The organism is Limnobaculum eriocheiris (genome assembly GCF_021010575.1).
Lineage (GTDB): Bacteria > Pseudomonadota > Gammaproteobacteria > Enterobacterales > Enterobacteriaceae > Limnobaculum > Limnobaculum eriocheiris.
In genome coordinates this window covers 1-16,508 of the sequence record NZ_JAJNAG010000047.1, presented here as the reverse complement: position 1 = coordinate 16,508, position 16,508 = coordinate 1, and the positions used below count along the sequence as shown (strand labels likewise).

Genomic DNA, 16,508 nt, shown 5'->3' with positions numbered 1-16,508 from the left:
AGATGCGTTTAAATACTCTGGCTCCGGCCGAAGGTGCAAAACACGCTGCTAAGCGTTTAGGTCGTGGTATTGGTTCTGGCCTGGGTAAAACCGGCGGCCGTGGTCACAAAGGTCAGAAGTCTCGTTCTGGCGGTGGCGTACGTCGTGGTTTTGAAGGCGGCCAAATGCCTTTATATCGTCGTTTACCAAAATTTGGTTTTACTTCTCGTAAAGCAATGATCACGGCAGAAGTTCGTCTGTCTGAACTGGCTTTAGTTGAAGGCGAAGTTATTGACCTGAATGCGCTGAAAGCGGCAAACGTAGTTGGCATTCAAATTGAATTCGCGAAAGTTATGCTTTCTGGTGAAATCAGTCGTCCAGTTACTGTACGCGGTCTGCGTGTTACCAAAGGCGCTCGTGCTGCAATCGAAGCCGCTGGCGGGAAAATTGAGGAATAAGTAGCAGATGGCTAAGCAACCAGGATTAGATTTTCAAAGTGCAAAAGGCGGAATAGGCGAGCTTAAGCGCAGACTCTTATTTGTTGTCGGTGCTCTGATCGTGTTCCGTATCGGCTCTTTTATTCCGATTCCTGGTATTGACGCCACTGTGCTTGCTAAGTTAGTCGAAGAGCAGAGAGGCACCATCATTGACATGTTTAACATGTTCTCTGGTGGTGCCCTCAGTCGTGCTTCTGTCTTCGCGCTCGGTATTATGCCGTACATTTCGGCGTCGATTATCGTGCAACTGTTAACGGTGGTTCATCCTAAGTTAGCGGAATTGAAGAAAGAGGGCGAGTCTGGCCGTCGTAAGATTAGCCAGTACACTCGATATGGTACGTTGGTTCTGGCCATATTCCAGTCAGTCGGTATTGCTACCGGCTTGCCGAATATGGGAATGCCGGGTCTGGTAATCAATCCAGGCTTTGCGTTCTACTTTACCGCGGTTGTGAGCTTAGTGACGGGAACCATGTTCCTGATGTGGCTGGGTGAGCAGGTGACTGAAAGAGGTATCGGTAACGGTATTTCTATCATCATTTTCGCAGGTATTGTTGCTGGTTTACCTCCTGCTATTGGACAGACTATCGAGCAGGCCCGGCAGGGTGACTTACATGTTCTTCTGCTGCTGTTGGTTGCGGTTTTAGTATTCGCAGTTACCTTCTTTGTTGTATTCGTTGAACGTGGTCAACGTCGTATCGTCGTTAACTATGCTAAACGTCAACAGGGGCGCCGCGTTTATGCTGCACAAAGTACCCATTTACCGTTGAAAGTGAATATGGCCGGTGTAATACCTGCAATTTTTGCTTCAAGTATCATTCTGTTCCCTGCGACAATAGCCTCATGGTTCGGTGGTGGTACTGGTTGGAACTGGTTGACAACTATTTCTATGTATTTGCAACCCGGACAGCCACTTTATGTGTTACTCTATGCGACCGCGATCATATTCTTCTGTTTCTTCTATACAGCGTTGGTTTTTAACCCTCGTGAAACAGCAGATAACCTGAAGAAGTCCGGTGCGTTTGTACCAGGGATTCGTCCGGGAGAGCAAACGGCTAAATATATCGATAAAGTAATGACTCGGTTAACCTTTGTTGGTGCTATGTACATTACCTTTATCTGCCTGATCCCGGAGTTTATGCGTGACGCAATGAAAGTACCTTTCAACTTTGGTGGTACTTCACTACTTATCGTCGTTGTCGTCATCATGGACTTTATGGCTCAAGTGCAAACTCTGATGATGTCGAGTCAGTATGAGTCTGCATTGAAGAAAGCAAATCTGAAAGGCTATGGCCGTTAATTCAGCTAGCTTGAGAAGTTACGGAGAGTTAAAATGAAAGTTCGTGCTTCCGTCAAGAAGTTATGTCGTAACTGCAAAATCATCAAACGCCACGGCGTTGTTCGCGTGATTTGCGTTGAAGCTAAACACAAACAGCGTCAAGGCTGATTGTTGTTAATGTTAAAGTTTTGACATATTTTTCTTGCAAAGTGTGATTGAGCTGGCTAGATTAGCCAGCCAATCTTTTGTGTAAGACAGCAACATTATTTGAGTATCCTGAAAACGGGCTTTTCAGAGTAATGTTGCCTTATTTTATTGTAGGAGTGCATAGTGGCCCGTATAGCAGGCATTAACATTCCTGATCATAAACATACTGTTATCGCATTAACTGCGATCTTCGGTATCGGCAAAACCCGTTCACAGGCTATCTGTGTAGCGTCTGGTATTGCTGAAAATGTTAAGATCAGTGAACTGTCTGAAGAGCAAATTGACAAGCTGCGTGACGAAGTTGCCAAGTACGTTGTTGAAGGTGATCTACGTCGTGAAGTTACCATGAGCATCAAGCGTCTGATGGACCTTGGTTGTTATCGTGGTGTACGTCATCGTCGTGGTCTACCGGTTCGCGGTCAGCGTACCAAGACTAACGCCCGTACCCGTAAGGGTCCGCGTAAACCGATCAAGAAATAATCGGGGTGATTGAATAATGGCAAAAGCACCTGTTCGTGCACGTAAGCGTGTAAGAAAACAAGTTTCTGACGGTATGGCTCATATCCATGCTTCTTTTAACAACACCATTGTGACTATTACCGATCGTCAAGGTAATGCATTGGGTTGGGCAACAGCTGGTGGTTCCGGCTTCCGTGGTTCTCGTAAATCCACTCCATTTGCTGCGCAAGTTGCGGCAGAGCGCTGCGCAGAAGCAGTAAAAGAGTATGGAATTAAGAATCTGGAAGTTATGGTTAAAGGCCCAGGTCCCGGTCGTGAGTCTACTATCCGCGCATTAAACGCGGCTGGTTTCCGCATCACTAATATTACTGATGTGACTCCGATTCCTCACAACGGTTGTCGTCCTCCTAAGAAACGTCGCGTTTAATCGCCACGGTTTCTAGGATTGTTGGAGAAAGAAAATGGCAAGATATTTGGGTCCTAAGCTCAAGCTTAGCCGTCGTGAAGGCACCGACTTATTCCTTAAGTCTGGCGTTCGCGCGATCGATACCAAGTGTAAAATTGAACAAGCTCCTGGTCAGCATGGTGCGCGTAAGCCACGTCTGTCTGACTATGGTGTACAGTTACGTGAGAAGCAAAAAGTTCGTCGTATTTACGGTGTTCTTGAGCGTCAGTTCCGTAATTATTATAAAGAAGCAACGCGCCTGAAAGGCAACACAGGTGAAAACCTGCTGCAGCTTTTAGAAGGTCGCTTGGACAATGTGGTTTACCGTATGGGCTTCGGCGCTACTCGTGCAGAAGCACGTCAGTTAGTTAGCCACAAAGCCGTAATGGTTAATGGTCGCGTTGTTAACATCGCTTCTTTTCAGGTATCTCCGAATGACGTAGTCAGCGTACGTGAGAAAGCGAAAAAGCAATCTCGTGTTAAAGCCGCTTTAGAGCTGTTTGAACAGCGCGAAAAGCCGACTTGGATCGAAGTTGATGCTGCTAAGATGGAAGGCGTTTTCAAACGTAATCCAGAGCGCTCCGATCTGTCTGCGGACATTAACGAACACCTGATCGTCGAACTTTACTCTAAGTAAAGTTTAGTACCAAAGAGAGGACACAATGCAGGGTTCTGTGACAGAGTTTCTAAAACCACGCCTGGTAGATATCGAGCAAGTGAGTTCGACGCACGCTAAGGTGACCCTTGAGCCGTTAGAGCGTGGCTTCGGCCATACTTTAGGTAACGCACTGCGCCGCATTCTGCTTTCATCAATGCCGGGTTGTGCGGTAACTGAAGTTGAGATTGATGGTGTACTACATGAGTACAGCACCAAAGAAGGCGTACAGGAAGATATCCTGGAAATCCTGCTCAACCTGAAAGGGCTGGCGGTGAAAGTTCATGGTAAAGATGAAGTTATTCTTAGCTTGAATAAGTCTGGCATTGGCCCTGTGACTGCAGCCGACATTACCCATGATGGGGATGTTGAAGTCGTCAAACCTCAGCACTTGATCTGCCATCTGACTGATGAAAACGCGTCTATTAGTATGCGTATCAAAGTTCAGCGTGGTCGTGGTTATGTGCCGGCTTCTGCCCGTATTCATACGGAAGAAGATGAGCGTCCAATTGGTCGTCTGTTGGTTGACGCATGCTACAGCCCGGTAGAGCGTATTGCCTACAATGTTGAAGCAGCGCGTGTAGAACAGCGTACTGACTTGGATAAGCTGGTCATCGAGATGGAAACTAACGGTACGATTGATCCGGAAGAATCAATCCGTCGTGCGGCAACCATCCTGGCTGAACAACTTGAAGCTTTCGTTGACTTACGTGATGTACGTCAGCCAGAAGTTAAAGAAGAGAAGCCAGAGTTCGATCCGATCTTGCTACGCCCTGTTGACGATCTGGAACTGACTGTCCGCTCCGCTAACTGCCTCAAGGCAGAAGCTATCCACTACATCGGTGATCTGGTACAGCGTACCGAAGTTGAGTTGTTAAAAACTCCTAACTTGGGTAAAAAATCTCTTACTGAGATTAAAGACGTGCTTGCATCTCGTGGTTTGTCTCTGGGCATGCGCCTGGAAAACTGGCCACCAGCTAGCATTGCTGACGAGTAACCGGATCACAGGTTAAGGTTTTACTGAGAAGGATAAGGTCATGCGCCATCGTAAGAGTGGACGTCAACTGAACCGCAACAGCAGTCATCGCCAAGCTATGTTTCGTAACATGGCAGGTTCTTTAGTTCGTCATGAGATCATCAAGACGACTCTGCCTAAAGCGAAAGAACTGCGTCGCGTGGTTGAACCACTGATTACACTTGCTAAGGCCGACAGCGTTGCTAACCGTCGTCTGGCATTCGCCCGTACTCGTGATAACGAGATCGTGGCAAAACTGTTTAATGAGCTTGGCCCGCGTTTTGCGAGCCGCGCAGGTGGTTACACTCGTATTCTGAAGTGTGGCTTCCGTGCAGGTGATAACGCTCCGATGGCTTACATCGAGCTGGTTGACCGTGCAGAAAAAGCTCCAGAAGAAGCAGCAGCAGAGTAATATTTGTTGCTGAAAGAAAAAGCCGGGTTTATCCCGGCTTTTTTACGTCTTATACTTATTACATCAAACTCTTTTGAATTATGCTTTCTCTGACGTATTGATATTTCGGACCGTCAATTTTTTGTCGTTAATCTGATCTAATATGAAGAATGGAAGAAATTCTTCCCAGACGCCATTATGTACTACTGAACGATACTCAGACTGTCTGATGCCGTTTTCATCTATCAATTCCCATGCCTGTACTTCTCCATCAGCCAGCTTACTGCTAACTTCAGCACGCTGGTAGCTGGCATTACTACCTACATGGAATTTATTGGTTTTCCAGCGAATAGGTGGATGAGCAGGGAATGGTTTAGCATGATGAAAGCCAAAAATATCATCATGGGAAAGAATGCTTTGTCTGACCGTAGGCCAGATATATTGACGTAAGAAATACTGATCGACAAAACGCTTATGTGCTTCCTGCTGGCTTAGATATTCACGAGTAGCATCAATAATGGAAGGAAGATTCTCATTGTGGCATCCACCCCATAACCCGGCAAGAATCAGTTCTGAATGGGTAAAATAATCACGAATATGGTGATACCAGCAATCGCTGTTGATCCATTCATTTACGGCAGCTTGCTCACGTTCAGAAAGCAGTGAATCAGCGTCGCGGATAATATAGCGTTTAACTTTAGGGTCATCCACGACCAGAAAACGCCACATCAGGGCAGGGAGTGTCTGACGAGTTTCATCATCTACTTTTATAACGTTTGCGCCAGCTTTGCTAAGGCGCTCCTGAACACCCTGAGGAACGGTATCATCCAGATAAAAACGGCATTCCCAGCCTGGGAACAGGTCTTTACTGACAATCGCGTTCATTACGGCCGCTTCGCAATAACGAGGTGCTGCACCAAATAACGTGAAAGAGATAACGTTTTCCTGTGGATTATTTGGATTAAACGGAGGTGGATTGCCCGCTGGTAGTGGATAAGCTTTTCCTGCGCTAAAGATTTTATCGGCTTCTTCGAGCGACATCAGACCATAGCGACGCACTTCCTCCGGTCGTTCTAACCAGCCACAAACCTCTGTTAATCCATCAATCATAGTGGAAGGTAGTTGATTCAGAGGTGCAGTTTTCAGAAGACGCTTATAAAGCTTATATGATTTATCATATTCACCGGTACGCATTAAACAAAGTGCATAACTGGCCTGAACATCTTGATTGCGAGGCATTATTCTCAGTGTGGCTTCAGCAAGCTCTTTACCTTTTTGGTAATCAGCTTTTCGCATAGCTTCCTGAAATTGACCGGCAAGCTGATGAAACTGCTGCTCTTGTTTTGCAATTAAATCGGCAGAGCGTCTGTTATTTTGAACAGGGCGCATGTGATACCTCATATTTGAATTATCTGACACTTACAAGGCAACTTTATAAAGAGAATTCTTTTTCAAAACGCCGGAAGTGGGTTAGTGGTATTCTATATATATCCTTTTATTTTAACATGTGGGATAGAAATTGACGATAAGAAGGGGGAATACATAATGTACCGTATCGGACAGTTGGCAAAGTTGGCCGGTGTTACGCCAGATACCATTCGTTATTATGAAAAACAGAGCATGATGTCGCATGATATCCGCTCTGAAGGCGGTTATCGTCTTTATACCGAGCAGGATCTGCAACGGCTTAAGTTTATTCGCTATGCTAAACAGCTGGGTTTTACGCTGGAATCTATTGCGGAGCTACTTTCTATTCGTGTCGAGCCTGAGCAACATACTTGTCAGGAATCTAAGTCTATTGTGCAAGCACGGCTGGATGAGGTGGAGAAGAAACTAAAAGAGTTGGAATATATGCGCGTATCATTACAGAGATTAAGTGATGCCTGTTGTGGTAGTGCTCATAGCAGCGCTTATTGTTCTATTCTGGAAGCATTAGAATATGGTGCAACAAATGAGTTGCCATGGATAGATTTAAGAACCAGTAGGCAATAAAACATTTGTGTATTATTATGCGCTCGTTTTATAGCCAGTATATTATAAGTGAGGTTGTTATGGCGAAGTATCAGCATCAAAAAGGAACCATTCAGGATAATGCGTTACAGGCATTATTATATGATCCGTTGTTTCGGCAACGTATAGAAAAGAATATGAAAGGGAAAGGGAGTTATCAACGTAAGTCAAAACATGCGGGGAAAATAGTGCGGGAGGCTGGAGATAAAGTGATGCAAAGCGTCTTTTTATCTCCAGCCTTCTGTTAATTTACGTTCGGTTCTATTTTTGTTGTTGTTTTAAAATGTCGCGAATATCAGTTAACAGTTTTTCTTCTGTTGTTGGTGCCGGTGGTGTAGCTGGCGGTTGCTCACGACGTACCTTATTCATCAGTTTAATTGCCATAAAGATTGCGAAGGCAACAATAATAAAATCAAAAATATTCTGAATGAAAACACCGTAATGCATTACAACGGCAGGCGTTTCTCCCTGTGCAGAACGTAGTACCCACTCAAATTGCTTAAAATCTATTCCACCAATTAATAATCCCAATGGCGGCATGATGATATCTGATACCAGTGACGATACGATTTTACCAAATGCTGCACCAATAATGACACCAACAGCCAGGTCAACAACATTACCGCGCATTGCGAATTCGCGAAATTCTTTAAGCAGACTCATATTCAATTACCTTTAATTCAACGTGTGTTATAAGCGTAACAATCGATCCACATTTTTCCAGATAAATGAGGAAGAATATAGGCTTATTGACTTTTCCAGTCAGAAGGCCCCGAGTTATCAGAGGAAGAACGGGCTGGGTTGGAATAGCCGTTCAACATCCGAAATATATTTTTTGTCCGCCAGGAACATAATTACGTGATCGCCCTGCTCAATAACTGTCGCTCTGTCAGCAATAATTACATCGTTCCCACGAACCAGAGCCCCGATGGTGGTTCCCGGCGGTAACTTGATATTTTCAAGCTGGCGGCCAACAACTTTAGAGGTGGTTTCATCCCCATGGGCAATGGCTTCTATCGCTTCAGCTACCCCTCGGCGCAAAGTGGAGACACTAACAATATCCGCTTTTCTTACGTGTCCCAGCAGCGCAGAAATAGTGGCCTGCTGGGGAGAAACTGCAATATCAATGACGCTGCCCTGAACCAGATCGATATAAGCATGGCGTTGAATGAGAACAATGACCTTTTTGGCACCCAGACGCTTAGCCAGCATCGCCGACATGATATTGGCTTCGTCATCATTGGTCAGGGCTATAAACAGATCTACTTGTTCAATATGCTCTTCTGACAGTAATTCCTGATCCGATGCATCGCCACAAAACACCACGGTATCTTGTAGTATTTCAGCTAATTCAGCTGCGCGTTCTGCATCCCGTTCGATAAGTTTGACGCTGTAGTCTTTCTCTAAACGCTTGGCGAGACCGGCCCCTACGTTACCGCCGCCAACAATCATTAATCGCTTGTAGGGCTTTTCCAGACGCTGTAATTCACTCATTACTGCGCGAATATTTTCAGAGGCAGCAACGAAGAACACTTCATCACCGGCTTCAATAATGGTGGAGGCCTGTGGGCGAATTGGACGATCCTGACGGAATATTGCCGCCACGCGAGTTTCAATATGGGGCATATGTTCGCGCAGAGAAGATAATGCATTTCCCACTAATGGGCCGCCATAATAGGCATTAACGCCAGCAATACTGACTTTACCTTCTGCAAAATTAACTACCTGCAAAGCACCGGGATATTCAACCAACTTATACACGTAATCCGTAACCAACTGCTCAGGTGAAATTATGTGGTCAACAGGAATAACTTCAGGCTCAAACAGCTTGTCTTCTTCACGAATATATTCAGGTGAACGAATACGGGCGATGCGATTTGGGGTATTAAACAATGAATAAGCAATCTGGCAGGCCACCATATTAATTTCGTCTGAGTTAGTGACGGCAACTAACATATCAGCATCATCTGCTCCGGCTTCACGTAATACCCGGGGATGGCAGGCATGCCCTTGTACTACACGCAGGTCAAATTTATCCTGCAATTGGCGTAAACGAACAATATTATTATCAACCAGAGTAATATCATTATTTTCACCAACCAGGTTTTCTGCCAGTGTGCCACCAACCTGACCTGCACCGAGAATGATAATTTTCATTTTTTTCTCTTTTTAGCGCCAAAGATATTTTTACTGACTTAGCTTATGCCTTTATCAGTTTGGCATAAAAAAATCCGTCACCACCATCTGATGATGGTAAATTTTGCCGATAAGACGATTGTGTATCACCAATATCCACCAATTTAGCATCAGTATGATTTTGGATAAAATCATCAATCTGCAATCTGTTTTCTTCCGGAAGAATTGAGCAGGTTGCATAAATCATGGTTCCACCAGATTTTAATTGCGGCCAGATAGCATTAATAATCTCTTTTTGTAACGTGACCAATTCATCAATATCGCTGTTGCGGCGTAACCACTTGATATCCGGGTGACGTCGAATCACACCGGTGGCTGAACATGGTGCATCTAATAGAATGCGGTCGTATATTTGGCCATTACTCCAGGCTTGTGGTTCGCGTCCATCACCGATGATAACGGTTGCCTGTTGGTTTAAACGAATCAGGTTTTCTGTAACGCGCTTCAGGCGATTTTCATCGACATCAACAGCAATAACCTTAGCTTCCGGCGCCGCTTCCAGTATATGAGTGGTTTTTCCGCCCGGAGCAGCGCACAGATCCAGAATAACCTCGCCATTTTGTGGTTCGAGAAGAGAAACGCAACCCTGAGCAGATGCATCCTGAACGGTTACCCAACCCTGTTCAAAGCCAGGTAAAAGCGTAACAGAACAAGGAACAGCTAAACGTAAAGCGTCCGGGTAATCAGGATGGGGAAATGCCTCAATACCTGCCAGTTGTAATAATTGCAGATATTGTTCACGCGAATGATGTTGGCGGTTGACCCGTAGCCACATTGGTGGTTTTTGATTGTTAGCATCAACAATGGCTTCCCACTGCTGTGGATAGGCGAGCTGTATTCGTTGTAAAAGCCACCCGGGATGCAAAAAACGACCATTTTGAGATTGAAATTGCTCGGTCATAATTTGCTGCTGACGTTGAAACTGACGCATTACACCATTAATTAGACCTTTCATTTGAGGGCGTTTCAGCACAATTGCCCCATTCACTGTTTCTGCGACGGCGGCATGAGCAGGAATTCGGGTATAGAGCAGCTGATAAAGACCAACCATTAACAGATAGTGTAATGGTCTTTGCTTGCCGGTCATCACTTTTGCCATGAGCTGCTGTACATACCATTCGAGTTCAGGCAGAACGCGTAGCGTACCAAAGCAGAGTTCCTGCAATAGTGATTTATCTTTATCTGAAATGTTTTTTTGATATTCAGGAAGTGCCGTACTGAGGGATTGTCCCTTATCCAGAACCTGACTAATAGCACTGGCAGCAATAGCCCGAAGATTATATTTGTTATTCATAAAAAAAAGTGGACCGAGCCATTATTAGGCTATTCATAGCTGTGCTGGTCAGGATGACCAGCACCTGAAATCAGGTTAATCGTTGACCTGAAATAAACCACTCCCGGCGAGAATTGAGCAAATCCTGAGCGGACATTGCTTTTTTACCGGCAGGTTGAAGCTGTGTGATATTCAAAATACCTTGAGCGGTAGCAATCTGAATGCCTGATTTACCGGCTTCAAGAATGGTACCAGGCTCTGCCTGACTATTACCTTCAATCACATCAGCCGCCCAGACTTTTATTGGCTGATCGTCAATGATGAAGTAGCTGACAGGCCAGGGATTAAAAGCACGAATACAGCGTTCTAACTGGGCTGCTGAGAGTGACCAGTCAAGTTTGGCCTCTTCCTTGCTCAACTTATCAGCGTAGTTAGCCAATGCATCATCCTGCTTTTCTGCTTTGATCGTACCTTCTGATAATGCCGCCAGAGTATTCAGTAAACCTTCAGGGCCCAGGCTGGCCAGCTTGTCATACAGTGTGGCGCTGGTATCTTCAGGTAAGATAGGGCAAGTTAGCTTGTATAACATATCACCGGTATCCAGCCCTTCATCCATTTGCATGATGGTGATACCTGTTTCACTGTCTCCAGCCCATAATGAACGCTGAATGGGGGCCGCACCGCGCCAGCGAGGCAAGAGTGAACCATGCACATTGATACAGCCTAATCTCGGCATGTTTAATACAGCCAGAGGCAGGATCAAGCCATAGGCAACCACCACCATGACATCAGCATTAAGTTGCGCAACTAACCGCTGGTTTTCTTCCGGACGCAATGATTTTGGCTGAAATACCGGAATATCATGCTGTTCGGCCAGTTGTTTAACCGGACCTGGCGTCAGCTTGTTGCCTCTGCCGGCTGGGCGGTCGGGCTGAGTGAATACACCAACAATCTGATGGTGAGAGGAAAGCAGCGCGTCCAGATGACGCGCCGCAAAATCAGGGGTGCCGGCAAAAATAATTCGCAAAGGTTGAGACACTACAATTTCCTACCGTATCTGATGGATTAGGTTGCCACACTATTACTGTGAACGAGCTTCCTGCCGGGCAATTTTTTCTAATTTCTGGCGGATTCTCTGGCGCTTAAGCGGAGAAAGGTAGTCAACAAACAGTTTACCTTCCAGATGGTCCATCTCATGCTGAATACAGATGGCCAGCAGGTCATCCGCTTCTAATTCAAACGGTTTTCCATCGCGATCTAAAGCACGGATTTTAATCTGCTCTGCACGAGGTACAAATCCTCGTGATTCCGGTACGGAAAGACAACCTTCCTCAATACCTGTTTCACCAGATTTTTCCAGTACTTCAGGATTAATAATGACGAAATGTTCGTTACGATTTTCCGAAATATCAATCACGATAATACGCTGATGGATATTAACTTGCGTTGCAGCAAGGCCTATACCTTCTTCGGCATACATAGTCTCCAGCATATCATCGACGATCTGCTGGATTTCTGGCGTAACTTCCTCAACCGGTTTGGCTTTGATGCGTAGTCTTTCATCGGGAAAATGTAATACAGGTAATACTGCCATATCTCTTTAAATCACCAATTAATGGGTAAAATATCATGCTTATATTCTAGACCTTTCCGGTGATGATTGACAGTATCAGTCAGCTATTGAAGTGATAGATAACCTGATGGCAGCGGGTTTGCTGGATATTTAACGTTCAGAAATGCGAACTTTATTGGGAAATTTAGTTGTATGGAGGAATGTTGTTATCAGATTAATGGGAACATTGCCGAAATAGGTCATTTTGGTGCTCGGTTTTGATAATTTTTCATTTTAATCTGATAAACGGGCTGATTGAGTGATGCAGGTAATTAAATGGAAAGGGACGAGTGGTGGCTAAGATTGCTGATGATATCGGGGCAAAAACTCCCTTATATCAGACGGCTAAGAAATGTAGAGCCATCACAGCTGGTTTTTAATGAGCGACTTTTGCCATTACTGGGCTTTAGCCGTGAGCAAACAGAAGCCTTTTCGCAGGTAGATAAGTTTCAATTAACCAGAAATCTTAGGTGGCTGGAGGGGGAAGATTGCCATTTAGTTACCTATCTTGATCCTGAATACCCGGACCTTTTACGAAATATTTCCTCTGCCCCATTGGTTTTATTCGTCAGGGGAGAACGAAGTAATTTGACCAAACCTCAATTGGCGATAGTGGGTAGCCGACATTACAGCCGTTATGGCCAGGTTTGGGCCAGTTATTTTTCTCAACAGTTGGCAGCCAGTGGAATGGTCATCACCAGTGGTTTAGCGGTAGGTATTGATGGCATTAGCCATCAGGGGGCTTTGGCTGCCGGGGGAATTACCATAGCCGTTTTGGGAAGTGGGCTTGCCAGACTCCATCCCAGAGGCCATCTGGGATTAGCTCAAAAGATATTAGAAAATCAGGGAACGCTGGTTTCTGAATTTTTACCGTTTGAATCGCCAAGGGCTGAGTATTTTCCCCGACGAAACCGAATTATCAGTGGACTTAGTCTGGGGGTATTAGTTATCGAGGCTGGATTGCGTAGCGGTTCGCTGATTACGGCAAAATATGCCCTGGAACAGGGGCGGGAAGTATTTGCGATTCCAGGCCCATTAGATAGTCGTAATAGTGAGGGAACGCATAGTCTGATTCAACAAGGAGCACTGCTGGTTGCTCAACCGGAAGATATTATTGAAAACCTTAACAGTTCTTTGTGCTGGATTGCACCACTATCGTCAGAGACTTTGGTTGAACCTGTGCCTTTGCTGCTTAGTTCGGATTGCCCGCTGGTGGATTCACCGCTGTATTCCCATGTTAACCATCAGCCGGTTTCTGTTGATCTTATTGCGGAGAAAATGTCATTACCGGTTACTGAAGTGATGATCCAACTGCTTGAGTTGGAATTATCCGGTGCAGTACAGGTGGTTCAGGGCGGATATATCAGAGCTCGCTAAACAAGGGGATATAAAAATGGTTTTAATCAGGTAGACTGTAGAGATTAACCGGCTTGAAACGATTGGCAGTGAGGCTATGAGCAAAACAGCATTGTTTACAGGAAAAAGTGAAGAGCTCTGTCCCGAGTGTGGTGCGCCATTAGTTATTCGCACGGGAAAGCAGGGACCATTTCAGGGATGCTCTCGCTATCCTGAATGTACCTATATTCACTTATTGACGCCGCAAAACGATGGTCATATCGTCAAAGTTTTGGAAGGACAGAGTTGCCCTCAATGTGGTGAAACGTTGGTATTGCGTCAGGGGCGTTATGGTATGTTCATTGGTTGCAGTAGTTATCCTGATTGTGAATATATTGCGGTGATCGATAAGCCTGATGAAACTCAAATTGGCTGCCCTCAGTGTAAACAAGGAAAGTTGCTACAGCGAAAGTCTCGCTATGGTAAGGTTTTCCATGCCTGCGATCGTTATCCTGAATGTCAGTTTGCGCTTAATCATACGCCGGTAGCTGGAATCTGCCCAATATGCAGCTATCCTCTTTTGATGGAAAAACGCACCTCCAGAGGAAATCGCCTGTTTTGTGCAAGTAAAGTGTGCGGTAAAGAAGTATCGACAGAGAAAGATGACTGATAATTTAGAGTTTATAGTAGAGCAACTTCAGCAGCAGCAGGTTGTTGCTTATCCAACAGAAGCCGTATTTGGGTTAGGTTGCGATCCAGACGGTCAATCGGCAGTGGAACATCTTCTGCAATTAAAACAGCGTTCATGGGAGAAAGGGCTAATACTGATTGCCGCAAATTATGAGCAATTACAGCCTTATATCGATGACACCCAATTAACTGCTGAACAAAAAGCAACCATGTTTTCCAGTTGGCCCGGGCCTGTAACCTGGGTAATACCGGCGCGACCTTCTACACCTAAATGGTTGACCGGAAAGTTTAGCTCTCTGGCAGTCAGAGTTAGTGACCACTCACTGGTGAGGGAACTTTGCCAGACATTTGGTAAACCTCTGGTTTCAACCAGCGCTAATTTGAGTGGATTGGAGCCCTGTAAAACGGAGCAATGTGTTCAGCAGCAGTTTGGTGATAACTTTCCGGTATTAAAAGGGTTGGTTGGAGGTCGTGAAAAACCGTCAGAAATCCGCGATGTATTAACCGGAAAACTATACAGACAGGGATAATTATTTTCAGGGGTTTTATGCAACAGTTTGCTGTTTTTGGTAATCCAATTGCTCATAGTAAATCGCCGCGTATTCATCATCTTTTTGCTGAGGGCTGTCGGATCGATTTGTGTTATGCCATCCAGACAGGGTCTCTTGATAGATTTGAAGATGAAATCAGGGCATTTTTTGCCAATGGCGCAAAAGGCGCCAATATCACTTTGCCTTTTAAAGAACGTGCTTATGCAATATGCGATGAACTGACTGAACGTGCGGCCTCTGCGGGTGCAGTCAACACAATAAAACGCCTGGATGATGGCCGCCTGTTAGGTGATAACACTGATGGTATTGGATTGCTGAGTGATTTGCAGCGTTTAGGGATGGTTATACCCGGAGCACGTGTTTTACTGATCGGTGCCGGTGGTGCAGCCAGAGGCGTAATTTTACCTTTAATGTCTCACGGCTGTGAGTTAGTAATTACTAACCGTACATATGCAAAAGCGGAAACGTTAGCCACATTATTCTCATCGTCTGGCAACATAATCAGTAAACCATCTGATGCATTAGTGGAGGATCAATTTGATCTGATCGTTAATGCGACTTCAACCGGCATCAGTGGAGATATTCCCGCTATCTCACCATCATTAATATCCGAAAATACGGCATGTTATGACATGTTTTATCAGGCGTCGCTGACCCCATTTTTGAAATGGGCCGTAGAACATGGATCTAAAAGATATGCTGATGGTTTGGGAATGCTGGTGGGACAAGCTGCCCATGCATTTAACCTTTGGCATGGTGTAATGCCAAAGGTTGAGCCTGTTTTAGATGAGTTACGCAAGGAACTGGCTAAGTGAATCAGGCGGTCATTTTTACCGATGGTGAAGAATGGGACCCAATTCGCAAAGCGATCGTTTGTAAAGCACAGGTAAATGGATTTCTGGTTCATTGCTGTGTTCGGAGTGAAGTTATCAGCGTGCGCTTTGGTTCTGCCGAACGGCCTGAACAGTTTATTGAGCTGTTCAGGCGGAATCGTTGGGATTTGGAAGACGAATTTGAACAAATGATCTTGAATGAGGAGTTCGACAGTGATGGCTGGGTGGTTATTTAGCCGTTTAAGTATTCATCTTTTAAAATGACATAGTTTTTAGCTGAAGCTGCTAATGAGGCAATTTCTGCTTCACTTAATGGACGAACTTGGCGGGCTGGATTACCCAGATACAAATAACCACTTTCGAGGCGTTTGCCGGGCCCGACCAGACTACCTGCTCCCACCATGACGTTATTTTCCACAATTGCGCCATCAAGTACCCGGGCACCCATTCCTATTAATGTGTTATTACCAATGGTACAACCATGAAGAATAGCGGCATGACCAACAGTAACATCGTCTCCAATAATTAAAGGATGCCCATCAGGATTTGATTCATTGCCGCGGGATACATGTAAAATACAGCCATCCTGAATATTTGTTCTGGCGCCAATAGAGATAAAATTAACGTCCCCACGAATAACAGCTAAAGGCCAAACGTTTGAATCGTCGGCTAAGGTCACCTGCCCAATGATCTGACTGGATCGATCTATCATGACTCGTTGACCAATTTTAGGGGAATGGTGGAGATAGTTACGAATAGCACCTGACATTTGAATGGCATCCTGAATTATTGGAGAAGTAGATCATTCTATTTTATGCGATTTAGATCCTTTTAGTATAAATGGATCCAAAATTGCCTTCTTTTGTTTAAAAAGTGAGCTAAAATAGAGCCTGTAGAGTAAAAAGTGTGCATATGAATTCTTTTTATCAAAAAAGCCTTGTGCAAAAAGATCCGATGCCTATAATGCGCCTCCATCGAACGGATGTGAGCAAACTCACAAATCCTGATTCGAAACTCTCTTAAATGAGAAACAAAAAGAGTGAATGAATTCATTGACTCTGAAACGGATTCGCGTAATATACGC

22 protein-coding genes are annotated in these 16,508 nt (G+C 45.0%); 15 read left to right on the top strand and 7 right to left on the bottom strand.

The genetic code is table 11. The features are described from left to right. Positions 1-2 precede the first annotated feature (2 nt). From rplO to rplQ, 8 genes are all read left to right on the top strand, one after another. Positions 3-437 (top strand): 50S ribosomal protein L15, encoded by a 435-nt coding sequence (rplO, locus tag LPW36_RS15050; protein ID WP_130593139.1) that lies wholly within the window; start codon positions 3-5, stop codon positions 435-437. Between the two features lie 7 nt (positions 438-444). Next, positions 445-1,773: a preprotein translocase subunit SecY gene (secY, locus tag LPW36_RS15045; RefSeq protein ID WP_230610958.1), complete on the top strand. Its 1,329-nt coding sequence runs from the start codon at positions 445-447 to the stop codon at positions 1,771-1,773. Between the two features lie 33 nt (positions 1,774-1,806). Then, positions 1,807-1,920: a 50S ribosomal protein L36 gene (rpmJ, locus tag LPW36_RS15040; RefSeq protein ID WP_108900572.1), complete on the top strand. Its 114-nt coding sequence runs from the start codon at positions 1,807-1,809 to the stop codon at positions 1,918-1,920. Positions 1,921-2,082: 162 nt separating this feature from the next. Next, positions 2,083-2,439: a 30S ribosomal protein S13 gene (gene rpsM, locus LPW36_RS15035; RefSeq protein WP_130593137.1), complete on the top strand. Its 357-nt coding sequence runs from the start codon at positions 2,083-2,085 to the stop codon at positions 2,437-2,439. A gap of 16 nt (positions 2,440-2,455) precedes the next feature. Beyond that, positions 2,456-2,845 carry a 30S ribosomal protein S11 gene (gene rpsK, locus LPW36_RS15030; protein WP_027275681.1) on the top strand — a complete coding sequence of 130 codons (390 nt, stop codon included), beginning with the start codon at positions 2,456-2,458 and terminating at the stop codon, positions 2,843-2,845. Positions 2,846-2,879: 34 nt separating this feature from the next. Continuing rightward, positions 2,880-3,500: a 30S ribosomal protein S4 gene (rpsD, locus tag LPW36_RS15025; RefSeq protein WP_108900570.1), complete on the top strand. Its 621-nt coding sequence runs from the start codon at positions 2,880-2,882 to the stop codon at positions 3,498-3,500. 25 nt (positions 3,501-3,525) lie between these two features. Continuing rightward, positions 3,526-4,515: a DNA-directed RNA polymerase subunit alpha gene (locus LPW36_RS15020; RefSeq protein WP_029095697.1), complete on the top strand. Its 990-nt coding sequence runs from the start codon at positions 3,526-3,528 to the stop codon at positions 4,513-4,515. 40 nt (positions 4,516-4,555) lie between these two features. Further along, a complete protein-coding gene (rplQ, locus tag LPW36_RS15015) occupies positions 4,556-4,945 on the top strand; it encodes a 50S ribosomal protein L17 (RefSeq protein WP_027275684.1) in 390 nt (129 codons plus the stop codon). 78 nt (positions 4,946-5,023) lie between these two features. Here the strand turns inward: rplQ and LPW36_RS15010 are convergent, their stop codons facing one another. Further along, positions 5,024-6,313, bottom strand: coding sequence for a tetratricopeptide repeat protein (locus LPW36_RS15010; protein ID WP_230610956.1), 1,290 nt, complete (start codon positions 6,311-6,313; stop codon positions 5,024-5,026). 156 nt (positions 6,314-6,469) lie between these two features. Between LPW36_RS15010 and zntR the strand changes: the two genes are divergently transcribed. After that, on the top strand, positions 6,470-6,916 hold the full coding sequence (gene zntR, locus LPW36_RS15005; protein WP_230610954.1) for a Zn(2+)-responsive transcriptional regulator: 447 nt from the start codon (positions 6,470-6,472) through the stop codon (positions 6,914-6,916). A 59-nt stretch (positions 6,917-6,975) separates the two neighbouring features. Beyond that, a complete protein-coding gene (locus tag LPW36_RS15000; protein ID WP_230610952.1) occupies positions 6,976-7,182 on the top strand; it encodes an alternative ribosome-rescue factor A in 207 nt (68 codons plus the stop codon). Between the two features lie 13 nt (positions 7,183-7,195). Here the strand turns inward: LPW36_RS15000 and mscL are convergent, their stop codons facing one another. From mscL to def, 5 genes are all read right to left on the bottom strand, one after another. Next, positions 7,196-7,597: a large-conductance mechanosensitive channel protein MscL gene (gene mscL, locus LPW36_RS14995; RefSeq protein ID WP_230610950.1), complete on the bottom strand. Its 402-nt coding sequence runs from the start codon at positions 7,595-7,597 to the stop codon at positions 7,196-7,198. Between the two features lie 117 nt (positions 7,598-7,714). Then, positions 7,715-9,091, bottom strand: a complete 1,377-nt coding sequence (gene trkA / locus LPW36_RS14990; RefSeq protein ID WP_230610948.1) for a Trk system potassium transporter TrkA — start codon at positions 9,089-9,091, stop codon at positions 7,715-7,717. A 43-nt stretch (positions 9,092-9,134) separates the two neighbouring features. Continuing rightward, positions 9,135-10,424, bottom strand: coding sequence for a 16S rRNA (cytosine(967)-C(5))-methyltransferase RsmB (rsmB, locus tag LPW36_RS14985; protein WP_230610947.1), 1,290 nt, complete (start codon positions 10,422-10,424; stop codon positions 9,135-9,137). Between the two features lie 70 nt (positions 10,425-10,494). After that, positions 10,495-11,442 (bottom strand): methionyl-tRNA formyltransferase, encoded by a 948-nt coding sequence (fmt, locus tag LPW36_RS14980; protein ID WP_230610945.1) that lies wholly within the window; start codon positions 11,440-11,442, stop codon positions 10,495-10,497. A 42-nt stretch (positions 11,443-11,484) separates the two neighbouring features. Further along, complete coding sequence (def, locus tag LPW36_RS14975; protein WP_230610943.1) at positions 11,485-11,997, bottom strand: peptide deformylase; 513 nt, start codon at positions 11,995-11,997, stop codon at positions 11,485-11,487. A gap of 294 nt (positions 11,998-12,291) precedes the next feature. Here def and dprA point away from each other — a divergent pair, with 294 nt between their 5' ends. The 5 genes from dprA (at position 12,292) to LPW36_RS14950 (ending at position 15,660) form a co-directional block, all read left to right on the top strand. Next, entirely contained in the window at positions 12,292-13,392 is a 1,101-nt protein-coding gene (gene dprA / locus LPW36_RS14970; protein WP_230610941.1) for a DNA-processing protein DprA, read from the top strand. 76 nt (positions 13,393-13,468) lie between these two features. Further along, positions 13,469-14,020 carry a DNA topoisomerase family protein gene (locus tag LPW36_RS14965; RefSeq protein WP_230610938.1) on the top strand — a complete coding sequence of 184 codons (552 nt, stop codon included), beginning with the start codon at positions 13,469-13,471 and terminating at the stop codon, positions 14,018-14,020. Continuing rightward, positions 14,013-14,570 (top strand): L-threonylcarbamoyladenylate synthase type 1 TsaC, encoded by a 558-nt coding sequence (tsaC, locus tag LPW36_RS14960; protein ID WP_230610936.1) that lies wholly within the window; start codon positions 14,013-14,015, stop codon positions 14,568-14,570. The genes LPW36_RS14965 and tsaC overlap by 8 nt, the downstream gene beginning before the upstream one ends. A 17-nt stretch (positions 14,571-14,587) precedes the next feature. Further along, complete coding sequence (gene aroE / locus LPW36_RS14955; protein ID WP_230610934.1) at positions 14,588-15,406, top strand: shikimate dehydrogenase; 819 nt, start codon at positions 14,588-14,590, stop codon at positions 15,404-15,406. Beyond that, positions 15,403-15,660 (top strand): DUF1488 family protein, encoded by a 258-nt coding sequence (locus LPW36_RS14950; RefSeq protein ID WP_230610932.1) that lies wholly within the window; start codon positions 15,403-15,405, stop codon positions 15,658-15,660. The genes aroE and LPW36_RS14950 overlap by 4 nt, the downstream gene beginning before the upstream one ends. Here LPW36_RS14950 and LPW36_RS14945 read toward each other — a convergent pair. Then, complete coding sequence (locus tag LPW36_RS14945) at positions 15,657-16,193, bottom strand: gamma carbonic anhydrase family protein (protein WP_230610930.1); 537 nt, start codon at positions 16,191-16,193, stop codon at positions 15,657-15,659. The two genes, LPW36_RS14950 and LPW36_RS14945, sit on opposite strands and share 4 nt — an antisense overlap. Between the last annotated feature and the right edge of the window lie 315 nt (positions 16,194-16,508).

What these genes read in the sequence shown, in the direction of transcription:
- rplO (WP_130593139.1), top strand. Translation starts at nt 3, where the DNA reads ATGCGTTTAAATACTCTGGCTCCGGCCGAAGGTGCAAAACACGCTGCT.
- secY (WP_230610958.1), top strand. Translation starts at nt 445, where the DNA reads ATGGCTAAGCAACCAGGATTAGATTTTCAAAGTGCAAAAGGCGGAATA.
- rpmJ (WP_108900572.1), top strand. Translation starts at nt 1,807, where the DNA reads ATGAAAGTTCGTGCTTCCGTCAAGAAGTTATGTCGTAACTGCAAAATC.
- rpsK (WP_027275681.1), top strand. Translation starts at nt 2,456, where the DNA reads ATGGCAAAAGCACCTGTTCGTGCACGTAAGCGTGTAAGAAAACAAGTT.
- rpsD (WP_108900570.1), top strand. Translation starts at nt 2,880, where the DNA reads ATGGCAAGATATTTGGGTCCTAAGCTCAAGCTTAGCCGTCGTGAAGGC.
- LPW36_RS15020 (WP_029095697.1), top strand. Translation starts at nt 3,526, where the DNA reads ATGCAGGGTTCTGTGACAGAGTTTCTAAAACCACGCCTGGTAGATATC.
- rplQ (WP_027275684.1), top strand. Translation starts at nt 4,556, where the DNA reads ATGCGCCATCGTAAGAGTGGACGTCAACTGAACCGCAACAGCAGTCAT.
- LPW36_RS15010 (WP_230610956.1), bottom strand. Translation starts at nt 6,313, where the DNA reads ATGCGCCCTGTTCAAAATAACAGACGCTCTGCCGATTTAATTGCAAAA.
- zntR (WP_230610954.1), top strand. Translation starts at nt 6,470, where the DNA reads ATGTACCGTATCGGACAGTTGGCAAAGTTGGCCGGTGTTACGCCAGAT.
- LPW36_RS15000 (WP_230610952.1), top strand. Translation starts at nt 6,976, where the DNA reads ATGGCGAAGTATCAGCATCAAAAAGGAACCATTCAGGATAATGCGTTA.
- mscL (WP_230610950.1), bottom strand. Translation starts at nt 7,597, where the DNA reads ATGAGTCTGCTTAAAGAATTTCGCGAATTCGCAATGCGCGGTAATGTT.
- trkA (WP_230610948.1), bottom strand. Translation starts at nt 9,091, where the DNA reads ATGAAAATTATCATTCTCGGTGCAGGTCAGGTTGGTGGCACACTGGCA.
- rsmB (WP_230610947.1), bottom strand. Translation starts at nt 10,424, where the DNA reads ATGAATAACAAATATAATCTTCGGGCTATTGCTGCCAGTGCTATTAGT.
- def (WP_230610943.1), bottom strand. Translation starts at nt 11,997, where the DNA reads ATGGCAGTATTACCTGTATTACATTTTCCCGATGAAAGACTACGCATC.
- dprA (WP_230610941.1), top strand. Translation starts at nt 12,292, where the DNA reads ATGGAAAGGGACGAGTGGTGGCTAAGATTGCTGATGATATCGGGGCAA.
- LPW36_RS14965 (WP_230610938.1), top strand. Translation starts at nt 13,469, where the DNA reads ATGAGCAAAACAGCATTGTTTACAGGAAAAAGTGAAGAGCTCTGTCCC.
- tsaC (WP_230610936.1), top strand. Translation starts at nt 14,013, where the DNA reads ATGACTGATAATTTAGAGTTTATAGTAGAGCAACTTCAGCAGCAGCAG.
- aroE (WP_230610934.1), top strand. Translation starts at nt 14,588, where the DNA reads ATGCAACAGTTTGCTGTTTTTGGTAATCCAATTGCTCATAGTAAATCG.
- LPW36_RS14945 (WP_230610930.1), bottom strand. Translation starts at nt 16,193, where the DNA reads ATGTCAGGTGCTATTCGTAACTATCTCCACCATTCCCCTAAAATTGGT.